The sequence below is a fragment of the Acinetobacter sp. NPDC052428 genome (genome assembly GCF_044547685.1).
Lineage (GTDB): Bacteria > Pseudomonadota > Gammaproteobacteria > Pseudomonadales > Moraxellaceae > Acinetobacter > Acinetobacter lwoffii_G.
Map to the genome: position 1 here is coordinate 1 of NZ_JBIUAT010000020.1, position 22301 is coordinate 22301.

The 22301-nt window shown below is 43.8% G+C and carries 17 protein-coding genes and 2 pseudogenes; 14 read left to right on the forward strand and 5 right to left on the reverse strand.

The window, feature by feature from the left end; translation table 11 throughout:
- Window positions 1-480, reverse strand: a pseudogene (locus tag ACIG3F_RS10930) (IS3 family transposase); the annotation flags it as partial.
- Window positions 481-552: 72 nt separating this feature from the next.
- On the opposite strand from ACIG3F_RS10930, the pseudogene ACIG3F_RS10935 reads away from it, so the two are divergent.
- Window positions 553-1712: pseudogene (locus tag ACIG3F_RS10935) on the forward strand (IS3 family transposase).
- On the opposite strand, the gene ACIG3F_RS10940 reads toward ACIG3F_RS10935, so the two are convergent.
- Window positions 1680-2000 carry a hypothetical protein gene (locus ACIG3F_RS10940; protein WP_396470058.1) on the reverse strand — a complete coding sequence of 107 codons (321 nt, stop codon included), beginning with the start codon at window positions 1998-2000 and terminating at the stop codon, window positions 1680-1682. The pseudogene ACIG3F_RS10935 and the gene ACIG3F_RS10940 sit on opposite strands and share 33 nt — an antisense overlap.
- Before the next feature lie 67 nt (window positions 2001-2067).
- On the opposite strand from ACIG3F_RS10940, the gene ACIG3F_RS10945 reads away from it, so the two are divergent.
- The 13 genes from ACIG3F_RS10945 to ACIG3F_RS11005 all read left to right on the forward strand — a co-directional run bounded on the left by ACIG3F_RS10945 (window position 2068) and on the right by ACIG3F_RS11005 (window position 19866).
- The gene (locus ACIG3F_RS10945; protein WP_396470059.1) at window positions 2068-2628 is read left to right on the forward strand and encodes a GNAT family N-acetyltransferase; all 561 of its coding nucleotides are present in this window, start codon (window positions 2068-2070) and stop codon (window positions 2626-2628) included.
- A gap of 598 nt (window positions 2629-3226) precedes the next feature.
- Complete coding sequence (locus ACIG3F_RS10950; protein ID WP_005263086.1) at window positions 3227-4102, forward strand: MetQ/NlpA family ABC transporter substrate-binding protein; 876 nt, start codon at window positions 3227-3229, stop codon at window positions 4100-4102.
- Window positions 4103-4178: 76 nt separating this feature from the next.
- Window positions 4179-5204, forward strand: coding sequence for a methionine ABC transporter ATP-binding protein (locus ACIG3F_RS10955; RefSeq protein ID WP_396470060.1), 1026 nt, complete (start codon window positions 4179-4181; stop codon window positions 5202-5204).
- Window positions 5201-5896 (forward strand): methionine ABC transporter permease, encoded by a 696-nt coding sequence (locus ACIG3F_RS10960; protein ID WP_004279923.1) that lies wholly within the window; start codon window positions 5201-5203, stop codon window positions 5894-5896. Before ACIG3F_RS10955 ends, ACIG3F_RS10960 begins: the two co-directional genes overlap by 4 nt.
- Before the next feature lie 356 nt (window positions 5897-6252).
- Window positions 6253-9825: a DNA polymerase III subunit alpha gene (gene dnaE / locus ACIG3F_RS10965; protein ID WP_396470061.1), complete on the forward strand. Its 3573-nt coding sequence runs from the start codon at window positions 6253-6255 to the stop codon at window positions 9823-9825.
- 37 nt (window positions 9826-9862) lie between these two features.
- Window positions 9863-10711 carry an RNA methyltransferase gene (locus ACIG3F_RS10970; protein ID WP_004646690.1) on the forward strand — a complete coding sequence of 283 codons (849 nt, stop codon included), beginning with the start codon at window positions 9863-9865 and terminating at the stop codon, window positions 10709-10711.
- Entirely contained in the window at window positions 10711-11520 is an 810-nt protein-coding gene (cysE, locus tag ACIG3F_RS10975) for a serine O-acetyltransferase (RefSeq protein WP_004279928.1), read from the forward strand. The genes ACIG3F_RS10970 and cysE overlap by 1 nt, the downstream gene beginning before the upstream one ends.
- 117 nt (window positions 11521-11637) lie before the next feature.
- Window positions 11638-12588 carry an ABUW_2363 family tetratricopeptide repeat lipoprotein gene (locus ACIG3F_RS10980; protein ID WP_396470062.1) on the forward strand — a complete coding sequence of 317 codons (951 nt, stop codon included), beginning with the start codon at window positions 11638-11640 and terminating at the stop codon, window positions 12586-12588.
- Window positions 12589-12707: 119 nt separating this feature from the next.
- A complete protein-coding gene (locus tag ACIG3F_RS10985) occupies window positions 12708-14714 on the forward strand; it encodes an esterase/lipase family protein (protein WP_396470063.1) in 2007 nt (668 codons plus the stop codon).
- 335 nt (window positions 14715-15049) lie between these two features.
- The gene (gene mutS, locus ACIG3F_RS10990) at window positions 15050-17683 is read left to right on the forward strand and encodes a DNA mismatch repair protein MutS (RefSeq protein ID WP_396470064.1); all 2634 of its coding nucleotides are present in this window, start codon (window positions 15050-15052) and stop codon (window positions 17681-17683) included.
- 204 nt (window positions 17684-17887) lie between these two features.
- The gene (fdxA, locus tag ACIG3F_RS10995) at window positions 17888-18211 is read left to right on the forward strand and encodes a ferredoxin FdxA (RefSeq protein WP_004279936.1); all 324 of its coding nucleotides are present in this window, start codon (window positions 17888-17890) and stop codon (window positions 18209-18211) included.
- Window positions 18212-18348: 137 nt separating this feature from the next.
- Window positions 18349-19068 carry a D-Ala-D-Ala carboxypeptidase family metallohydrolase gene (locus ACIG3F_RS11000; RefSeq protein ID WP_004279938.1) on the forward strand — a complete coding sequence of 240 codons (720 nt, stop codon included), beginning with the start codon at window positions 18349-18351 and terminating at the stop codon, window positions 19066-19068.
- A 132-nt stretch (window positions 19069-19200) separates the two neighbouring features.
- Window positions 19201-19866, forward strand: coding sequence for an O-methyltransferase (locus ACIG3F_RS11005; protein ID WP_071851237.1), 666 nt, complete (start codon window positions 19201-19203; stop codon window positions 19864-19866).
- A 168-nt stretch (window positions 19867-20034) separates the two neighbouring features.
- Here ACIG3F_RS11005 and ACIG3F_RS11010 read toward each other — a convergent pair whose 3' ends face one another.
- From ACIG3F_RS11010 to ACIG3F_RS11020, 3 genes are all read right to left on the reverse strand, one after another.
- Entirely contained in the window at window positions 20035-20877 is an 843-nt protein-coding gene (locus ACIG3F_RS11010; RefSeq protein ID WP_004279943.1) for a universal stress protein, read from the reverse strand.
- A 193-nt stretch (window positions 20878-21070) separates the two neighbouring features.
- Complete coding sequence (locus ACIG3F_RS11015) at window positions 21071-21688, reverse strand: acyltransferase (RefSeq protein ID WP_071851235.1); 618 nt, start codon at window positions 21686-21688, stop codon at window positions 21071-21073.
- Window positions 21681-22280, reverse strand: coding sequence for a YigZ family protein (locus ACIG3F_RS11020; protein ID WP_180038569.1), 600 nt, complete (start codon window positions 22278-22280; stop codon window positions 21681-21683). Before ACIG3F_RS11020 ends, ACIG3F_RS11015 begins: the two co-directional genes overlap by 8 nt.
- Window positions 22281-22301: the final 21 nt, after the last annotated feature.

Consider the following 22301-nt stretch of genomic DNA (forward strand, 5'->3'; position numbering starts at 1 on the left):
TTTGGAGCAGCCATTCACCGTTTCAGCCAAAGCAATATCATATGAATCACCAGTCGTACCGACTGATGCTCGTAAATTTGCTGCCTCTAAACGATTGGTATAGCGAATAGAAAGATATTGAACACCTCTGTCGGAATGATGAATCACATTCTTTGGCATGCCTCGATCATGCAATGCTTGCTCTAATGCATCGAGCACCCTATCTGTATTTATTCGTGTAGATACTTTCCAGCCAACAATTGCTCGTGAGAACACATCAATAATAAAGGCGGTATAGACCCAGCCTGAATTTGTTTGAATATACGTAAAGTCACTGACCCACAGTTGGTCAGGATGATCAGCTCTAAAATTACGTTTCACTAAATCATCTGCTCGTTTTTGGTCATCTCGGCTACGGGTGGTTTGTTTGTTCTTACCTCGCCAAACACCTTGTATACCTAGCTTTTTCATTAATCGAGCAACAGTACAGCGTGCAATAATGATCCTAGACAAAATAATGGACAGCACGACCCTCTAAAGATAACGTAACTTTAATCTTTGGAGATTCAAGAAATGGCTAAACGTTTTAGTCCCGAATTTAAACAGCAAGCGATTGATTATGCACTTTCAAACTCACACGAGTCTGTAGCTGCAATCGCCCAGAAATTAGGTGTGGGTTATTAAACATTAGATAAATGGATTCGTGAAACCAATCCGGCAGGTTCAAGCAAACGTCAACTTTCACCAGAACAACAGCGGATCGTGGAATTAGAGAAAGAAGTCAAACAGCTCAAGGAAGCCAATGACATCTTAAAAAAAGCGCATGTGTACTTTCTAACAGATCATGCCAAGAAAAGTACACGGTAATTCAAGATCTAGATATGAATGAAGTCACCGTATCTTCTGCCTGTAAATACCTAGGTGTCAGCACTTCAGGCTATTATGCCTGGCGAAAACGTCAAGCCAATACGGCACAGAAATATAATGACTTAAAAGCCGTATATTGGCAGCATCATGCACGATTGGGTGCACCTTCATTAGTACATGACATGCATGATTTAGGTTACAACATGAGCGAACGTACTATTGGAAGGATGCTAAAAAAGCTTGGTTTACGTAGCAGGATTGCGCGTAAATACAAGCATACGACTGATTCAACCCATCGTTTGCCTACAGCACCCAACTTGTTGGATCGCCAATTTACAGTTACTCAGCCTAATAAAGTCTGGACAACAGACATTACCTATATCCGCACTAAAGAAGGTTGGTTGTATTTATGTGTGATGCTAGATTTATTTAGCCGTCGTATCGTGGGGTGGCAAACCAGCCATCGAATAGACCGCCAGTTGGTGTGTGATACGTTTAACTATGCAATGGCTCGTCAGGGTTATCCAACTGGTGTTATGGTTCATTCGGACCAAGGCTCACAGTACTGTAGTCGTGATTTTAGAGCGCTGTTACTGAAAAATGATTGTACTCAGAGTATGTCTAGACGTGGAAACTGTTGGGATAATGCAGTGACTGAAAGCTTCTTTCATACATTAAAAGGTCATGTGGTACATGGCAGTGTGTTTTCGACTCGAAAAGAGGCGAATGCGGTCTTGTTTGATTATATTGAGATTTATTACAATCGGGTCAGAAGGCATTCTGCAAACGGCTGGTTAAGTCCAGAAGCCTTTGAACAGAAATATTTCAAGAATTTAGAGGGATCGATTGTCCACGATACTGTCTAGGATCATACCATCAATGCGTGTTGGAAAATTTTCGCTTTGAGGGATTGCAATTGCTCCGTTATAACTAATTAAAGCACCTAAACTATCATCACTTTCTAAAGAAAGAATTCCGATTACTTTTGATAGTTGCATTCCCTCATAATCATTGTTATTGATCTGATCTAATGAAAAATTAATCCTAGGTTGTTGTTCACTAATGATTGCTGAAAAAGGTTTTAGATGAACCATCCAAGCAGGATTACTACAAACTTGCGTTTCTTGATTCTGAATCTGTTGATCATCCAACATAATTTCATCCATGTTATATTAAATTTTAATGATTAATAGATAACATCTTATATCTTGGTCTAAGTATATGTCATCAGCTTCAATTACCACCCCTCGCCTCATCCTACGCCAATGGCAAGATTCCGACACTGCCCCATTTATCCAAATGTGTGCAGATGACGAGGTCATGCGCTACTTCCCTAAAAAACTCGATGCGGCTGAGGTAACTGCTTTTCTTGAACGTATTCGTAATGCTATTGATACACGTGGTTGGGGACTCCTTGCCGTAGAACTCAAAGCTACAGGCGAATTCATCGGTTTTATTGGCTTACACGTGCATCCACCTGAGCTTAAAATTGCCGATGCCCCTGAAATTGGCTGGCGCTTGTTACCGCAATACTGGAACCAAGGCTATGCAACTGAAGGAGCCAAAGCTGTACTGAAATATGCCTTTAGAACCCTGCGCCTAGAGAAAGTCATTTCTTTTACTGCCTGCATCAACACACCATCAGAACGTGTCATGCAAAATATTAGCTTAGAAAAAGTGGGAGAGTTTGATCATCCACTTGTACCTGCCGATCATATCTTGTGTAGACACGTACTCTATGAAAAACAGCGTTCAGATTATCTGTATATTCCCTTCTGTTAAAACAAGCTTGTAGTATCATGACCTGAGAAGACCAAGATCAGATACTAAGCTTAGTTAATATAAAGGAAAAATTTATCTCGTTAATGATAGAATTTTCTTAATTTGCCAAAAATCAGATATTTTCTTTAATTTATCTATATGCATTTTTTATATTTCTATCTTACAAAATCTTATAAAGATCAGTATTTAGACATATTTATTAAAGCCATATTTTCAATATAAATAATATATTGTTTTAATTAATATTTTCTTTAAAAGATCTTTTTTATATTCGACTAAAGAGATAAGCAAGGCTTTTCTATCCAGTATATCGAATATAGATTTATTGTTATGATATTCGCAACTTCAGAACACCCAAACCTTACCATGTACTTATAAAATATCTATTTTCTCTCTCCAAAATAGATCAGGTACATCAGATTTGGGCTGCCTCTGACTTGATCAAGTTCATCAGAACTGTTGCTGCACGCTTGCATCTTCCGATCTCAAGCTCTCTTCAACCATGATCAAGCCACCTACTTAGATCGTAATAAAACTCTTATTTAACACGATTTAAAAATGCTTATACTTTAGGCAAGAATAGAATTAGGACAATTTCATGAAAAAGTTACTTGGCGTTATCTTAAGTGCCTCTGTATTGACTTTAACTGGGTGTGGTAAACAAGAAGCGCCTGCCACTGATGCAGCGCAAAGCAAAGATGCTAATGGTCTTCAAACTGTAACTATGGCTTCGACCGGTTCAGATGCAGACGTATGGCGTTATATCGCGACCCTGCCTGAAACCAAAGCAGCCGGTATCAAACTTGATGTGAAAAATTTTACTGACTATGTGTCAATGAACACGGCAGTAGCCAACAAAGAAATTGATGTGAATGCATTCCAGTCTTATGCCTATATGGTTGCTTACAACGATGCCAACACAGCCAAAATTGTACCTCTATCTACCACTTATTTAGAGCCAATGGGTATTTACTCAAGCAAAGTGAAATCTTTAAACGAGTTTAAAACTGGTGCAACCATTGCTATTCCTAACGACGGCGCAAACGAATCACGTGCATTATTACTTTTACAATCAGCAGGCCTAGTTAAATTAAAAGCTGGTTTTGACAATGTCAAAGGTACAACTTCTGATGTGACCGAAAATGCAAAACAAATCGTGATTAAGCCAATTCAAATGGCGACTGCAGTACGTGTAAAAGATGAAGTTGATGCGATTGTGCTGGGCAATACCCTGGCAATGGAAGGTGGTTTAAACGTATTGAAAGATGCGATTTACTATGAGCCAATCGATCAAAGCACAAAAATGAATGTCAACGTATTAGCTGTTGCAGCAGACCGTCAAAACGATCCAGTCCTGCAAAAAGTAGGTGCGTTGTATCATACGCCAGCAGTAAAAGCATATGTTGATGAACATTTTGGTGGTACGAAAGTTGCGGTAAACAAACCTGTGACGTATTTAACTGAATCAAAATAGTACTATAATAGACTTTTAGAACAGGCAAGGACGATTTCTTGCCTGTTTTTTTATCCGTGATGCAGTTTTTGAGACTATGATTGAATTTAAAGATATTTCAAAACAGTATGAGCTTAAGGGTCAAACCTTGCATGCCTTGAATCAGATTAATCTTCAGATTCCAACCGGCAGTATTTTTGGCATCATCGGTTATAGTGGTGCCGGTAAAAGCACCCTCATCCGTCTGATCAACCTGCTTGAGCGCCCAAGCTCAGGCCGGATTATCATTAACGGAACAGACTTTACCGCACTCGATGCCAAAGCATTGCGTCAAGAACGTGCCAGCATCGGCATGATTTTTCAGCATTTCAATTTAATGCAAACTAAAACTGTGGCGGCCAATATCGAAATGCCCATGAAACTCCTCGGCTGGAGCAAGGCAGAACGGGAAAAGCGCCTCGAAGAATTATTAGACTTTATTGACCTGAAACATAAACGTCATGCGTTTCCAGATGAATTGTCTGGCGGTCAAAAGCAGCGCGTCGGCATTGCCCGTGCCCTTGCCAATCATCCAAAAATTTTACTCTGTGATGAAGCAACTTCTGCACTTGATCCACAAACCACCAAATCTGTTCTACAGCTCCTTAAAAAAATTAATGAAGAACAAGGCATCACCATTGTTATGGTCACCCATGAAATGGATGTGATTGAAACCGTGTGTGATTATGTCGCTGTGATGGAAAAAGGTGATGTGATTGAAACAGGCAGCACCTTACAAATATTTAGTCAGCCACAGCACCCGACCACCAAGAATTTCATTCAGACTGTACTTCAGCAACATTTACCGGTCAATATTCTGAATAATCTGGAAAACCAGAACCATCACAGTATTTATTGCCTAAAATTCCTTGGTAGCTCAGCTCAGGAAACTGTAATTCAGGCTGTCATTAAACAGTTTGATATCAGTTTAAATATTCTGTTTGCCAACATGACCGAAATTAAGGGTGCGGTCATTGGCCAGATGTTTATTCAGCTACTGGGTGATGCACAAGAAATTCAGATAGCAATAAAATTTCTTGAACAACACGGCGTACAAGTCGATCAGGCGGGAGTACAGGCATGAGAGATTTAATTGTACAGTGGCTGACGACGATCACGGCGCCGTTCTGGAAAAGCTCCCTGTCGATAGATCAGTTTGTGACAGCGCTGCAAGAAACCTTTCATATGGTGTTCTTCGCGATGCTGTTTGGCTGTATCTGGGGCTTTATTCAGGCGATTACCCTGTTGGTAACACGTCCGAATGGAATTCTGCCGAATCGTGTGATTTATCACGGTCTCAATCCGATTGTGAATGCGTTGCGTTCCCTGCCGTTTATTATCTTGTTGATTGCAGTGATTCCACTGACCAAGTTAATTGTCGGCACATCGATTGGGACCTGGGCAGCGATTGTTCCATTGACCATTTATGTCGGCCCATACATTGGTCGCCTGATTGAAACCTCTTTACTCGAAGTGAATGAAGGTATTATCGAATCTGCCCAAGCGATGGGCGCGACGCCAATGCAAATTATCTTTAAGTTTATTCTGCCGGAAGCGCGTAGCTCACTGATTCTAAACTTGACTACTGCTACCATCAGTTTGATTGGTGCAACGGCAATGGCCGGTGCTGTCGGTGCGGGTGGTATTGGTGACTTAGCGATTTCTTATGGTTATCAGCGTTTTGATACCTCTGTAGTCATCATGACGGTGATTGTATTACTGATTCTAGTGCAGATTGTACAAAGCCTCGGTGACTGGTTATCCCGACTTCGTTAAGCTAGTTTTTATGTATGAATAAAGCCCTCTAAAAAGAGGGTTTATTGTTTTTAATACTTACGAACCCTTTCTCATTATTTCAAAGTAAAGTCCTGCAACTATTTGATACGTGCCACGGCGACAGGAAGTCGCCCGTTGATTTATAGCACATGGAAGTTCCATTAGATCAACAAAAGGGTTTTGTTACTTTTGTCCCATCAAAAGTAAAAGAAAATATCTTCTAACAACTAACTAAATAATCAGCTTAAAAAATCAAATTCAAACTTGACCTAAAAGTTAGCCATTTCCCCTCAATTTCAAACTGAAACAATAAATCCCATGTTAAACTATTCAATGGTTTTAGCAGGGACTCATCTATGCACTTTGTTCATCTTGGTATTCATACAGAATTTTCGATTACTGAATCCATCGTACGGATACCTGACTTGGTCAAAGCTGCCGAAGAAGAACAGATGCCTGCCCTTGCGCTCACGGATCTTTCTAACCTGCATGCTGCCGTCAAGTTCTATGGCAAATGTTTAGGCAAAGGCATCAAGCCGATTCTGGGTTCCGAAATTCGCCTGAATGATGCCGAACATCGCATGACCTTATTGGCCATGACCAATACCGGCTGGCGCAACCTGACTGAACTGGTATCTGAAGGCTTTATCAGTGGTCAGCAACTGGATATCCCCTGCGTTCAAAAACAATGGATTTTAAATCAGTCTGAGGACATGATTGCCCTGCTCGGCATGCATTCCGATGTCGGCAAAATGCTGATGAGTTCAAATCCGCAAAAAGCGGAACCGCTGCTAGAAGAATGGGTCGAAAAATTTGGCAATCGTGTTTATCTTGCCCTGACCCGTACCAATCGTCCGGATGAAGATAACTTTATTCTGGAAGCGGTCAAACTGGCAAAAAAATACAATATTGGTGTGGTCGCACATAACGATGTGCACTTCATGACCCGTGAAGATTATGAAGCGCATGAAGCACGGGTATGTATTGCAGATGGTTATGTGCTTGGTGACAACCGCCGCCCTAAAACCTATTCACCTGAACAATATTTCAAATCTGCTGAAGAAATGACGGCGCTGTTCTCGGATATTCCATCTGCGATTGAGAACACCTATCACATTGCCAAACGCTGTAATGTGACGCTGCAACTGGGCAAATACTTCCTGCCTGATTATCCGATTCCTGAAGGTCATACCATTGATACCTTCTTTGCGCACTTGTCCAAAGAAGGTCTGGAAGAACGCCTGAATTTCCTGTATCCGCCTGAACAACGTGATGAAGACTGGCCGGACATTCGTAAGCCTTATGATGAGCGTATCGAATACGAGATTAATATCATTAACTCGATGGGATTCCCCGGCTACTTCTTGATCGTGATGGACTTCATTCAGTGGTCGAAAAGTAACGGCGTCCCGGTCGGTCCGGGGCGTGGTTCGGGTGCAGGTTCACTGGTCGCCTATAGCTTAAAAATTACCGATCTTGATCCGCTGCGTTATGAACTGCTGTTCGAACGTTTCTTGAACCCGGAACGTGTTTCGATGCCCGACTTCGACGTCGATTTCTGTATCGCAGGCCGTGACCGCGTGATTGACTACGTGGCGCGTACCTATGGCCGAGATGCAGTCTCCCAGATTGCAACATTTGGTACCATGGCGGCCAAAGGTGCGATTCGTGATGTTGCCCGCGTTTTGGGCAAATCTTATGGCTTGGCAGATCGTATCTCGAAAATGATCCCGACCAAGCCTTTAGGTCTAAGCCTACTTGAGTCGCTGGAGGCTGAACCACAGCTTAAAGATATCGTCACCAATCCATCCAATCCAGATCATGACGATGCAGCCGAAATCTGGGAAATGGCACTGAAACTGGAAGGTATTACCCGAAATACTGGTAAACATGCCGGTGGTGTGGTGATCTCGCCGACCAAAATTACTGATTTCTCTGCGGTTATGTGTGATGCCGATGGTACCGGACGCGTGGCACAGTTCGATAAAGACGATGTCGAATCTGCAGGTCTGGTGAAGTTTGACTTCTTGGGTTTACGAAACCTGACTGTGATTGAAGATGCGGTTAAAAATATTAATAAACGCATCAAATCTGACAAGCCTTTAGACATTGCTTATATCCCGCTTGAGGATAAAGACGCATATTTGGTCTTTGCCAATGCCAACACCACTGCGGTATTCCAGTTTGAATCCGTGGGCATGAAGAAGATGCTGAAAGAGGCACGTCCGAGCAAGTTTGAAGAAATTATTGCCTTCGTATCGCTGTACCGTCCAGGCCCGATGGATCTGATTCCTGACTTTATTCACCGGATGCATGGTGGCGATTTTGAATATCTGCATCCCTTGCTTGAAGGCGTGCTAGAACCCACCTACGGGATTATGGTGTATCAGGAACAGGTAATGCAGGCTGCACAGTATTGTGCCGGCTATACCCTCGGCGGCGCGGACTTGTTACGTCGTGCGATGGGTAAGAAAAAACCGGAAGAAATGGTCAAACAGCGCCAGATCTTTATTGAAGGTGCATCGAAAAAAGACATTGATGAAGCTACGGCCAACCATATCTTTGACTATATGGAAAAGTTTGCCGGCTATGGTTTTAACAAATCGCATGCGGCTGCCTATGCTTTGGTTGCCTACCAAACTGCATGGCTGAAAGCGCATTATCCGGCTGAATTCCTGTCGGCAGTATTGACCTCGGAGATGCAGAACACCGACAACGTGGTATTCCTGATTGATGACTGTCGCAAGAATAATCTGGAAGTTTTACCGCCGTCAGTGAATATGTCGCTGTATCAATTCCATGCTATCGATGAGCAAACCATTGTCTATGGTCTGGGTGCGATCAAAGGCGTCGGTGAAGCGGCGATGCAGTCAGTGATTGACTCGCGTGCGCAAGAAGGTTCATTCCGTGACTTGTTTGATTTCTGTCATCGTATTGACCTGAAAAAAATCAATAAGCGTACTCTAGAAGCACTGATTCGTTCAGGTGCACTGGATTGCTTGGGAATTGACCGTGCCGACCTGATGGCGCAACTGCCTGAAGCGGTTCAAGCTGCGGAACAGGCACGTTCCAATCGTGAAACCGGCATCATGGACCTGTTTGGCGAAGTTGAAGAAGTTCAGCGCAAGCCATCTAAGCCAGTCAAACCTTGGGCAGATGAAGTTCGCCTGAAAGGTGAGAAAGACACGCTTGGCCTGTATTTAACCGGCCACCCGATTGATGTGTATCGCAATGAACTAAAAGCCTTTGTGCCTAGTCAGATCAATGAGCTGACGCCGACCCGCCGTGGCGTGACCACCGTGTTTGCAGGATTGGTGGTGGATATTGCCAACTTTCCGAACCGGATGATGATGACACTGGATGATGGTACGGCACGGATTGAGATTTCAGCCAATCACGAACGCTTCAACCGCTTTAAAGAGATTATCCAGCTCGATAAGGTGGTGGTGATTGAAGGTGAAATTTATGAGCGTGAAGGCTTTGACCGTCCGATGGGACGCCTCACCAAAGCATTTAGCCTGAATGAAATTCGTCAGAAACGTGCCAATAGCATCAAGATTACTCTCACAGCCGAGCATTTCAGCAAGAGCTTGAGCCGTGACCTGCAGCAGATTCTGACTCCTTATTGTAATGTCGATATGTCAGCACATATTCCGGTGATTCTGTATCTGGACTATCCGTATGCCACGACTGAACTGCATCTGGGTCTCAACTGGAAAGTTGCCCCACTGGATGAGCTCTTAGCCAAATTGCGTGATTATTTTGGTAAAGAAGCCTTGCATATTGAGTATCAGGTCAAGTCCAAAGCTGCCAAAGCCGTGTCCTATGAACAGGCCAAGCCGGTGGATATTCCTCCGCCGCCTGCGGGCATGAGCATGGATGATGCACTGGAGCTGTATCAGGCTGAATCCCAGCCGCAATATTCATAAATCCTGATCTTTAAAACACCTTAAAATTGGAATCCTCATGAGTCAAATTGACAATGCTGCTGTTTCAGCACATCTCTCCCATGTGCGTATTGTCATGGTCAATACCACTTTACCTGCCAATATCGGCAGTGCCTTACGTGCCATGAAAACCATGGGCTTGTCTAAGCTGGTTCTGGTGGCACCGAAAACCTATCCGCATCCGGATATTGACGCGCTGGCCGCGGGTGCAACTGACCTGATCGAGCAGATCGAGATTGTAGAAACCCTTGAAGATGCCATTAAAGACTGTCAGATTGTATTCGGTACCAGCGCACGTAGCCGTACCATTCCCTGGCCGCTGTTAGATGTGCGCCCTGCCGCTGAAAAAGCCATGTCCGCCGTGGTACAAAATCAGCAGGAAGTCGCGATTCTATTTGGCCGTGAAGACCGTGGTCTGACCAATGAAGAACTGGCGATGGCCAATTATCATCTGACTATTCCTGTGAATACTGATTATGGCGTACTGAATGTAGCTCAGGCGATTCAGGTGATCTGCTATGAGATGCGCATGGCAACGATGAGTCAAATTGAACAGCCACGTGATGCTAAAGCGACCATGCAAGTCATTGATGGCATTGAAATGGAATGGGATGAACCTTTAGTCAATCATGCGCAGATGGAACAGTTCTATCCGCACTTGGAAAAAATGCTGGCAGAAATTGAATTTATGGATCCAAAAAATCCAAGATTATTGCCTTTACGCTTGCGTCGTCTCTTCGGACGTATACAATTAGATCGTATGGAATATCACTTACTTCGTGGTATTTTCAGCCGTGTTCAGGCATTGAATAACGGTACCTGGAAAAAATCTTCACACACATCATCACAGGACGAGGATCAAATCTAATGCTAAAACAGCTCAAAGAAGATATACAAGCTGTCTTTGCGCGCGATCCTGCAGCACGCAATACCTTAGAAGTCTTAACCACTTACCCTGGCATTCATGCGCTGATCATGCATCGCATGGCACATGAGCTATGGAACAAAGACTGTAAAGGAACTGCGCGTGCGTTGTCTTCGTTTAGCCGCTTTGCCACAGGCATTGAAATCCATCCGGGTGCAAAAATTGGCCGCCGTTTCTTTATCGATCACGGTATGGGTGTCGTAATTGGCGAAACTGCTGAAATTGGCGATGACGTGACGCTTTATCACGGCGTGACTTTGGGTGGAACGACCTGGAATAAAGGTAAACGTCATCCGACCCTAGAAGATGGCGTGGTGGTCGGTGCTGGTGCCAAGATTCTAGGGCCATTTACCGTGGGTAAAAATGCCAAAGTCGGTTCTAATGCGGTCGTCACCAAAGCGGTTCCTGAGAACGCCACAGCTGTGGGCAACCCGGCACGTTTTATCACCAAAGACAAACCCAAAGATGATGCTGAAGCGCGTCGTCGTGACTATGCAGAAAGTATCGGTTTCCAGCCCTATGCCGCAACTGAAGACCAGTCCGATCCGATTTTGGAAGGCATGCGGATTCTGCTGGATCGCATTCAGCAAAATGAAAAACGCATGAACAACTTGTGCAATCGTCTTTCTTTGTTAGATCCGACCTTTAACAAGCAGCAACAGGATGGCCAGCCTTTGAGTAAAAAAGAGTTGGAGATTCTGGAAGAAGCGCGCCGTGAATGTGAAGCGCAAACCAGCCAATCCAAAGCCTGAATATCACACTTCACTCTGTAACACGGGTTTACTTGCATGATCGTTATACTTTTCATAGACTGACGATCATGCAATTTTTGAATAGATGTTTTAAAAATAACAGAATGGATGACTATTATGACCTTTAAGCCCTTGGCACTTGCTTGCTTAGCATTCACAATTACTGCGTGTTCAACCACTCCTCAGAAATCTACTGAGAAACCTGTAGATCAAGTGGTTTTTGTAGAGCCTGAACTGAGCCCACCATTTTATGCTTTAAATCCATTCAATTATAATGAACCACCTGAATTTGAAGTGCATTTGAAAAAAGCTGCAGCGCAGCCTGTAACCAAGATGGTGGTGACGGATCCTAATGATCCATCCAAGCAATTGACCCTGGATGTGAATAAACTGATTATTCCAGTGGTAGATAGCAATACCCGTGCAATGCGTTATGCAGCACTTGCCAATTCAAATGAAATCGATATCACCGAAATTGACGATTTCCTGCAAATGGTCGAAGGTAAGGCACGTCATTATCCACCACGTTTCAGCGATCGTCAGGAACGCCGTGGCTTTGAAGCCAAACTACGTGAAGTCACCCGACAACTGGATACTTTAGCGGCCCGTCCAAATGCCTCTTTTGATGTATTGATGCGTGCTTTTAAAGCCAGCGTGATGGCACGTAACCTGGATCTGGGTTCAGTCTATACTACCAATTCCCTGACCTATGCCCAGCGTATTCTCAAAATCAACCCGGATGATCCTGAAGTCAACTTCTGGTTTGGTTTTGGTCTATCTGAAGGCGGTGGTCAACGAGAAGCCATCGCTTATCTGGACAAAGCCATGAAAGCTGGTGTTCAGGAGGCTTATCTTTCTGCAGCCAATAACTATATTGCATTAGAACAGAAGAAAAATGCCACTCAAACCTTGGCGAACTATAAGGTGAAATATCCGCAAGAAGCTGAAGTGGCTGACCGCCTGATTCAGGAAATTGAAAAAAATGGCCGCTGGAATGTTTGGCAAATTCTGCAAAGCTCAACACCTGCTCCGGTTGCAGAGCCAGCAACAGCACCGGTAACGCCATAACAAGATTCGCTTCAATTTGATTACAAATAGACTGCTACGGCGGTCTATTTTTATGGGAAAAAATTAGTAAAATACAAAACATTATCCCGCTTTATAACTTGAATTCAGTGAAAAGTTTTATGCACGAAAAAATAAATAAAAGATTAATGCTGTGCACTTTACTCATCACCAGCGTACTCAGCGGCTGTCAGGTGGTCAGTGTTAAGGAACAGGCTATTAATGTCACGCTGAACAATGAGCGTGACAGCATCTTGACCCGCGACAAGCTCAGTGAAGCCAGTCTGAATGTGTTATCCATGACAGGTCGTGAAGCCCAGATCTGTATTGATCAGCCCGAAGAATGTGTGGAAGATCTGAAAAGTATTCCCCAGATTTTAGATGAACAATTGCTTTCTACAGCAAGTGAATTATATCTCGCCAACTCCTTACAAAATGCCAAGTCTGCCGAATGCAACACCGGTGTCTTAAACAAAACCCGGTCACCGGAAAAACAGCAACAACACAAACAGAATATCCAGAAATGTCTGGATCAGCAGCTCACGATGCTGGATAAAAGCATTCGTTATAGCTATGCCTATCTATTTAAAACCGAGCGTGCGCCGCAAGAGCGGATTTTTGATAACCGCCAGGTCCAGATTCGTGACTTTTATAACCTGGCGATTGCTCATCTGATTCAACGCTATGCTGAACGTTATGAAGCCAAACAGTCCGGCCAGCGCATTCAGGTCGGTGACAGTGTATACACCATTGATCTGGAAAATTTTCCGCAGCTGAAAAACCAGACCATTGAACAGCTGATGTCCACCTATAACATGAACTTTTCCGGCCTACGTTCCATTACTCGTCGTGATGGTTTTGGTTCAGAATTTTTAGTGGTTTTACCTGAAGCACAGCAAACCGAGCAGGATAAAAAATATATTGTCGATCCGCTCAAGCACAACTATCCAAATGGTAAAAATCCTAACATTCATTCAGCACGCTATCTGGCGACCACCATTACTGCTGTACCAAAATCCGCGAATTCGACTGAACAGATTTTATCTACTTCGGAGTTTCACCTGAAACTGTATGACCCTTATAAACATGAAAAGATCAAAGTAGCTTCGAAAGAATATGCGCTAGCCGCCAACTTTTCCGCACCTTACGGTTTATGGCTGGCCGAGAACAATCTGGGGCGTTTAGCCTATCTGACGCTGATTAATCGCGAAGACAGTCTGAGCATGCCGCACCTGTACATGCTGGAACCTTATAATCCGGACAAGAAAGTGCTGGTATTGATTCATGGCCTGGCCAGTAGTCCTGAAGCCTGGATTCGTCTGACCAACGACATTATGGGTGATCCGGTATTAAGAGAAAATTTCCAGGTCTGGCAGGTATTTTATTCTACTAATATGCCGATTCTGGAAAGCCGTTTTCAAATTAATGCACTGGTTCAGCAAGGCTTTGCCCAGGTCGCGAACAATGCACCAGCCAAAAAAGATGCGGTACTGGTCGGACATAGCATGGGAGGTGTGATTGCCCGTTTAATGGTCAGTCAGGCCGATATTACCCAAGATGCATTCAAGCTGGTACAAAATACCCGCATTGCACAATTTAAGGATAACCCGCTCTTTAAAGCACGCCTGCAAATGCGGCCTATTCCAAATTTCACTCGGGCCATTTTCTTAGCGACACCACATCGTGGGACAGAATATGCCGACCGCTGGCATACCAAACTGGCCCGTAAAATTATCCGTATACCGGGTGCATTTTGGGGTGCCTTTGCCGATACCCTGCAAGGCCAGATCGGGTTAAACGAGTTTGTCAAAGAACTGGGGCATGACCTGATTCAAAATGGCCCAAGCGATCTGAGTGAAAATTCAAAATTCACGGCGTTGACCCAGGATATTCAGCCTTCTAAAGATATCAAATTTCACTCGATTATCGGCAATACCGTAGATACGCAAGACACCAAGCTCATGAGCGATGATATCGTTTCATATGAGAGTGCTTACCTAAATGGTGCTGTATCTAGCAAAGTCATTAAGGGTGGCCACTCGATTCAGGAAACGCCTGAAGCCGTACTGGAATTACGCCGGATTCTCAGATTACATCTGACCGATCTTGGTCTTTATGATCCGGAATAAACTATCGTCTTGATTGAGACTTGCCACCGCATGTTCGCATCCGGTGGTTTATTTTTTAAAATTGCAAATAATGCTGAATAAGAAGCCATAGCGACAGATCTGAGCGCTGACTTAAAGATTCATCTGGAATTTCATTTCTTTCTAAAAATTAAATTTGATAGACTTGCTGCAATACAGCTTTAAAGCTGAATTGAATCAGCAGATTCATTTCACATTTTCGATCTCCTGTGCTCAACCATGTTGGATTGGCCTGATTGAAAATGTGCTTTAAATTTTCCTGCATAGCCTATTGAGCAGTATTTGCATTTATCTCTTGTTGAAAGGATTTATTTTTAATGACCAGTTCAGAAATTATGGCTGATCTTTCTACCTTAACGCCCATGATGCAGCAATACATGTCGGTGAAAATGCAGCATCCGCATTCTTTGATGTTTTATCGTATGGGTGATTTTTATGAACTGTTCTTTGAAGATGCACACAAGGCAGCCAAGATTTTAGGCATTACCCTGACCCATCGTGGTAAAGCCAATGGTCAGCCGATTCCTATGGCGGGCGTGCCTTATCATGCAGCCGAGGGCTATCTGGCACGTCTGGTCAAAAAAGGCGAAACCGTGGTGATCTGCGAGCAGATCGGCGAGGTTACTGGGAAAGGACCGGTTGAGCGTGGTGTAGTTCGGATTATTACGCCGGGCACCCTGACCGATGATGCCATGCTCGGTGCACATCAAAGCTCGAATCTGGTGGCTTTATGTATTCAGCAGAGTCAGATTGGCATTGCACTTCTCGATCTCAGCGCTGGCTTATTTAAAGTACAGCAGCAGGATTATGATCTTAACCAGCTCATGATTGAACTGGCACGTTTGATGCCAAGCGAAATTCTGCTGGATGAAAATATCGCTGATCCGACATTGACCGAACAACTCAAACAGCAACTGGATATCTCGGTCACCAAACGTCCAAATGTTGATTTCAACCTGAATAATGCACAAAAAACCTTATGTAACCAGTTTGCCGTCAGCACGCTTTCAGGTTTCGGAATTGATCATTTACCTTTGGCTAAAGCAGCCGCAGCGGCACTGATTCACTACGCCAAAGAAACTCAGAAAACTGCGTTACCGCATATCCGCACGATTCAGCTAGAACAGAGTTCAGATTTTATTGCTTTGGATCCGGTGACACGCCGTAATCTTGAACTGATTGAGCCTTTATTTGAACATGGGACGTCCTTATCTCAGCTAATCAATGATTGCCAGACTGCCATGGGGGGGCGCTTGCTCAGTCGCACCCTGATGCAACCTTTACGCGATACCGCCTTGCTGGATGAGCGCCTGGATGCCATTCAAGCCCTGCTGCAAGGTTTCCACGAAGTACCTGTACGTTTGGTACTAAAAGAAATTAGCGATATTGAACGCGTGCTGAGCCGTATTGCGCTTGGCAGTGCCCGTCCACGTGATCTGGTGCAATTGCGACAGGCCTGCGCGCAAATTCCATTGTTACGCCATGCCCTGCAACCGATTGTCAGTCAGCAACAGTCCAAACTTTTAGTACAACTCAATGAAGAACTCGGCGACTTCCATGATCTACATCAACGTCTGATGTCTGCCATTGTGGAAAATCCACCCGTCCTGCTTCGTGATGGTAATGTCATTGCAGAAGGTTTTGACAGTGAACTCGATGAACTACGTCAGATTCGTGATCATGCCAGCCAGTTCCTGATTGATCTGGAAATTAAAGAGCGTGAACAAAGCGGCATTCCGGGACTGAAAATTGGCTACAACCGCGTCAGTGGCTATTATATTGAACTGACCCGCGCACAGGCTGAACAGGCACCCGAGCACTATATTCGTAGGCAAACCCTGAAAAATGCCGAACGCTACATCACACCTGAACTGAAAGCATTTGAAGACAAAGTCTTATCAAGCGAATCTCGTGCCTTGGCCCGTGAAAAAATGCTGTTTGAAATGCTGCTGGATGAACTGCGTCAGGATATCGGCAGTTTACAGATGATGAGCAGCGCCATTGCCCAGATTGATCTGATTGCTAATTTTGCCCATCAGGCGCGTTTACGCAACTGGTCGCGTCCAAAATTCAGCCCGGAAGTCGGCGTCAGTATTACTGCCGGTCGACATCCGGTGGTAGAAGCCCTGAGTAAAACCGCCTTTACGCCGAACGATACGCGACTGGATTTTTCCCATCGCATGGCCATCATTACCGGTCCGAATATGGGCGGTAAATCGACCTTTATGCGCCAGACTGCATTGATTGTATTACTGGCTTATTGTGGTGCCTATGTTCCGGCACAAGCTGCAACCTTAGGTCCGGTTGACCGTGTCTTTACCCGTATTGGTTCTGCCGATGATTTATCGACCGGCAAATCAACCTTTATGGTGGAAATGACCGAAACCTCGCAAATCCTGCATCATGCCACCAGCCAGTCTTTGGTACTCATGGATGAAGTTGGCCGTGGAACCAGTACCTATGATGGCTTGTCTTTGGCTTGGGCCTGTGTGCTGGATCTGACCAAACGCATTCAATGTTTATGTCTATTTGCTACCCATTATTTCGAACTGACTGAACTGGATAAGGAAAGTGGCATTAATAACTACCATGTCACGGCCAAAGAGCTGAATGGTAATCTGATTTTATTGCATAAGGTGCAACATGGCCCGGCCAGTCAAAGTCATGGCTTGCAAGTCGCGAAATTGGCAGGCATTCCGGCTGCGGTGATTAAAGAAGCGCAAAACCGCTTAAAGATTCTGGAAAAACAGCATCAGGCCAAGCCACTGAGCCCGCAACATGATCTGTTTGCAATGCCTGAAGTTATGGAGCCTATAGAACGTATCATCGAAATTGAAAAAGAATCGCCTGCACTGGACTTACTCGAAGATATTGATGTAGATAGTTTAACTCCGCGTGAAGCCTTGCAGCAGTTATATGCGCTCAAAGACCTGATCAAACAGTCAAGTTAATTCTCGGTCCTAGACCTCATCTGGCATAGGGTCGATGTCCTGAACATACCGATGAATGCTGTAATTCATCGGTATGCGACCTTTTTTCAAATTTAACAGCCCTATATATAACAAATATCAATAAAAGGAATTGTTAGTTCCCCCTGTTTTTGCCTAAAATACAGCATTCGTAATTAGAACCATATTTTTTAGGTAGCTGTCGCCATGACCTTCGTTGTCACTGAAAATTGTATTAAATGTAAATATCAAGACTGTGTTGAAGTTTGCCCTGTAGACTGTTTCTATGAAGGTCCTAACTTCCTTGTGATTAACCCGGACGAATGTATCGACTGTGCGTTATGCGAACCTGAATGCCCGGCAAATGCAATTTTCTCTGAAGACGAATTACCAGAGGGTCAAGAAGTCTTTATTGAACTGAATGCTGACCTGTCACAAAAATGGCCAAATATCACACAAATTGGTGACCAGCCAGCAGACCGTGAAGAATGGAATGGCAAAGCAGACAAATTACAATACCTTGAAAAGTAATTAGTTTAAACTTTAAAAGATCAGCAAATGCTGATCTTTTTTATACTCAACGCACACATTTCATTGCAATATTCTCCAAATTTCTCCCTATATTTAGTCTAAAATAGCGCTATTTTGTAAATATCTGATTTCTATAAATGAAGAACTTGTTAAAGGGATTATTGAGTCTTTGTATAATTCCTCTTGTTTTTGTGGGCTGTACCACGACCACAAAACAACCTGGACAGGCCACCACACCTGCTGGAAAACGGATTTACATTCCACAAGAACGTGTTCAATACGATCGTAAAGCCCACCCAAAAACTGTGCCTTATGTGTATACCCACTGGGTATCGGCACTGGATAATTTGTCACGCGTGCGTGAATATGAGGTTTTTCTGGAACGTCATGGGGTTGGCAATATCATTCCGAGTTTCGAATTGATGCGTACTGCACGTGATTGGGCCAAGTGTGGCCGTTCCCAATACATGATTCCAAGCCGTGAATTATGGGCCAATCAGATCCCAACTTTAAAAGTCTTTAAATATCTGGTTGCAGCCAATGTACTGACTGATTTTGAAGTCACGTCAGTCTATCGTGACCTGCCTTTAAACCAGTGTGCCGGTGGTGCCAACTCTTCACGCCATCTGTACAACTCTGCCATCGATTTCCGGATTGGGCCTGAATATCCGCAGGCACAAGATTATAGCTATATTGAAAATACCAAGTTCAAATTGTGTCAGTTCTGGGTACAGCATGGTCAAAGTCTGAATATGGGACTTGGCATGTATGCTTCAGGTCAAATCCACATCGATACCCAAGGTTATCGTACCTGGGGACCGAGTTTAGGCCGTAATTCCTCGATGTGTAATTACTAAGTCATGACAACCACTCTACAAAGTTCATTCAGGACATTGTAGAGCCTAAAAAATCATCACCTATAGAACAATAAATTGCGCTCTGCCGCGAAAAGTTTAAAATGCAGGCATCGCAATCGAGGTGCTAAGACTATGCAACAAATGTGGACAGACATTGATCACTACATTGATTCACATTTAATTCCTGAAGACCCTATTCTGAATCAAACTCTTGAGAATACCGCAGCGCACGGTTTTCCTGATCATCTGGCTGTAGCACCGAACCAAGGCATGTTGTTGCAGATGCTAATCCAGATGAACCAATGTAAACGTATACTGGAACTCGGCACATTTGCAGCATATAGCACCATGTGGCTGGCACGTGCCTTGCCGGATGATGGCTATATCCTGACGATTGAAGGACGTGATACCCATGCGGCAATGGGTCAGGAAAATATTGATCGCGCGCAGCTTAAACAGACCGTTGAACTGAAATGCAGCCGTGCAGCAGATGTGCTTAAAGCCCTGCCTGAAGATACGGAAGCTTTCGATTTCATCTTTATTGATGCAGACAAACAGAGTTATCCAGAATATCTGGAACTCAGTTTAAACTTGTCGCACTCAGGTACACTTATTTTTCTGGACAATGTGATTCGTGCGGGTGAAATCATTAATCCGGACAATAGTAAACCAAGTATTGAAGGCATTCGTGACATGTTTAAAGCGCTTCAAAATCATCCACGTATCTTGTCATGCACTGCTTTACAAACGGTTGGCAGCAAAGGACATGATGGTTTTGCACTCGCGATTGTGAAATAAAACAATAAGAACAAAAATCACCCAATTACATATTTATTATAAATAACATTAACTTATAAATATTAACCACAGAGTTATCCACAATATATGAGGATAACTCTGGTTATTTTTAAATCAAGCTGTAACAATTTACGATTAGACTTCGCGCTTAGTTATTTTATGTAATCCTCACTTCGCAACCAGTAAAGGCACTTTAGAATTACGGAAAATAGTGGTGGCAATACTACCAAGGAAAAATTGGTGAATTTTACTGTGACTAAATGCACCCAACACGATCAGCTGAATTCCCAGTTCCTGCTGATAGGTCAAAATATTTTCTGCGACATCGCCATAGCGGTATTGTGGCACCACATCTAAACCGGCCTGATTTAAATATTGCAAAGGCTCATTTAGAATTTCAGCATGATCACCGATATATAACAGATGGCATTGCAATAAGCGCAGCAAATCACTTTCCGCAATCCGTTTCATCATCTTGATACAGGTCGGTGAATATTCATAAGCGAAAATAAATCGTGTCGGTGGCTTAAACTGTTCTCCGACCGTCATCACGGTACAATTGGCACCACGAATAAAATTTTCCACATTGGTGCCAATTGGTTTATTTTTTTCAGCCGAGCGTTCACCGAGCAATCCAATCACCGCAATATCATCAGGCTGCAGGATCTGAAAGCTTTGTTCCAGAAAATCACCTTTTTCCTGAATATGTGTGGTTTGAATGCCATGTTCTGCCAGAATCCGCTCGGAAATGTGTTGCAGCAGGTTATTGCTATAATCCAGCGCGATTTCACTTTGTTTTTGTTCAAGCTCAGCCAGTTCTTTGAGTAACATGGCATTGCTTTCAAAGCCGATCACTCCGCTGATTTCCCCCAGATGATAACTGGCCGGGTAATAATCCAAAACCTGTAACAGGACCAGTTCACGGCCAGTCTGTTTGGCAATCCATGCCGCCGCGTCAGCCAGCGCGTTTATACATGGTGATGAGTCGATGCAGGCGATGACACGTTTCATGTTTAGCCTCTCTTCTATTTATGATAAAAATTTCTTAGTTATTTTTAACTTAGCATAAGCATTCAAAAATGTGCAGCAAAATCTGTAAGGCTTGAATTGAAATATGTTAACTTTTATGTGAACAAATATAGATCAACATATCGATCTATTTGCTGAGTCAGGCTGTTGTATCAAGCAATTGACTTCCAAAAGCTTATTCACGATAGCGAATGAATTGAGCCGGATTACCAGCGACAATCGTGCGTTCCTCAACATTCTTGGTCACCATACTGTTCATTCCCACCACGGCCTGATCTGCGATTTTAATTCCGTCCTTGATACCGACGTGCGCACCCAGCCACACATCCCGCCCGATCTCAATGCCTTGTGAACGTACCGGCTGCTGATAAATCGGCTGCTCCAGATCCATGCCGTGATCAAAGGCATAAAGATGACAATAAGCGGCGATACGTACCTGATCATGCAGTTTAATCCCCACCCGACCACCGTCCAGAATGCAGTGATGATTGATCGCCACTTCATTGCCGATCTCTAGTGGGCCATGTAAGGTGCAATCTGCAGCGATAAAGGTATTATCACCAATAATGATTTTACGTCCCGGCTCCGCAAAAATATGTGCCAGTGGTGAAATAAAACAGTTTTCACCAATCTCAATGGTTTCCATTTCCATCAAGTAAGCCTGATAGTCCTTTTGCCACGCTTCTGCCCAGCTACGATTTTTAGGCTTTAAAGACCAGTACAGCCAAGGCATATAATTCAGGCGATGTTTGTGCTGCTCACGATATTTCAGTAATGGATCTACGTCAGTCATCTGTCGCTTCTTCTATGATTTTGAGCTGTTCGCGGCCACGGGTCACATCTTGAATTTTCAGGGCAAAGGGTTGAATTTGATGTAACTGAAATAAGGCGCTGACCTGCACCCCTTCGGCTGTATATTCTTCCTGATAATCGATTTGCTGCTGATTCAATTCATATTGAAAGATGGCCCACTCATTGAATTGACAGGAAAATTGCACCTTCTTCTTTTCAATCAGTTCAATTTTTTCTGCCAACAACAAACATTGTCCAGCACAACCGCCATAGGCACGTACCAAGCCACCTGTTCCCAGCTTGATCCCGCCATACCAGCGATTGACCAGTACCAGCACATTGGTCAGCTCATTGCCTTCAATGGTCGCCAGTATCGGACGTCCTGCAGTACCTGATGGTTCACCATCATCATTAAAGCGTACCTGATGGCCAATTTTCCAGGCCCAGCATTGATGCGTGGTGCTTGGATCACGATAAGTTTCCAGAAAATCTTTGACGTCCTGCTCATTCTCAACAGGGGTGGCAAAGGCCTGAAAGCGGCTTTTTTTGATGTCTTCCTCAAAACTGACCAGGCTGGCAATGGTAAATGGCATAACTTCAGGCTTTAAACTCTC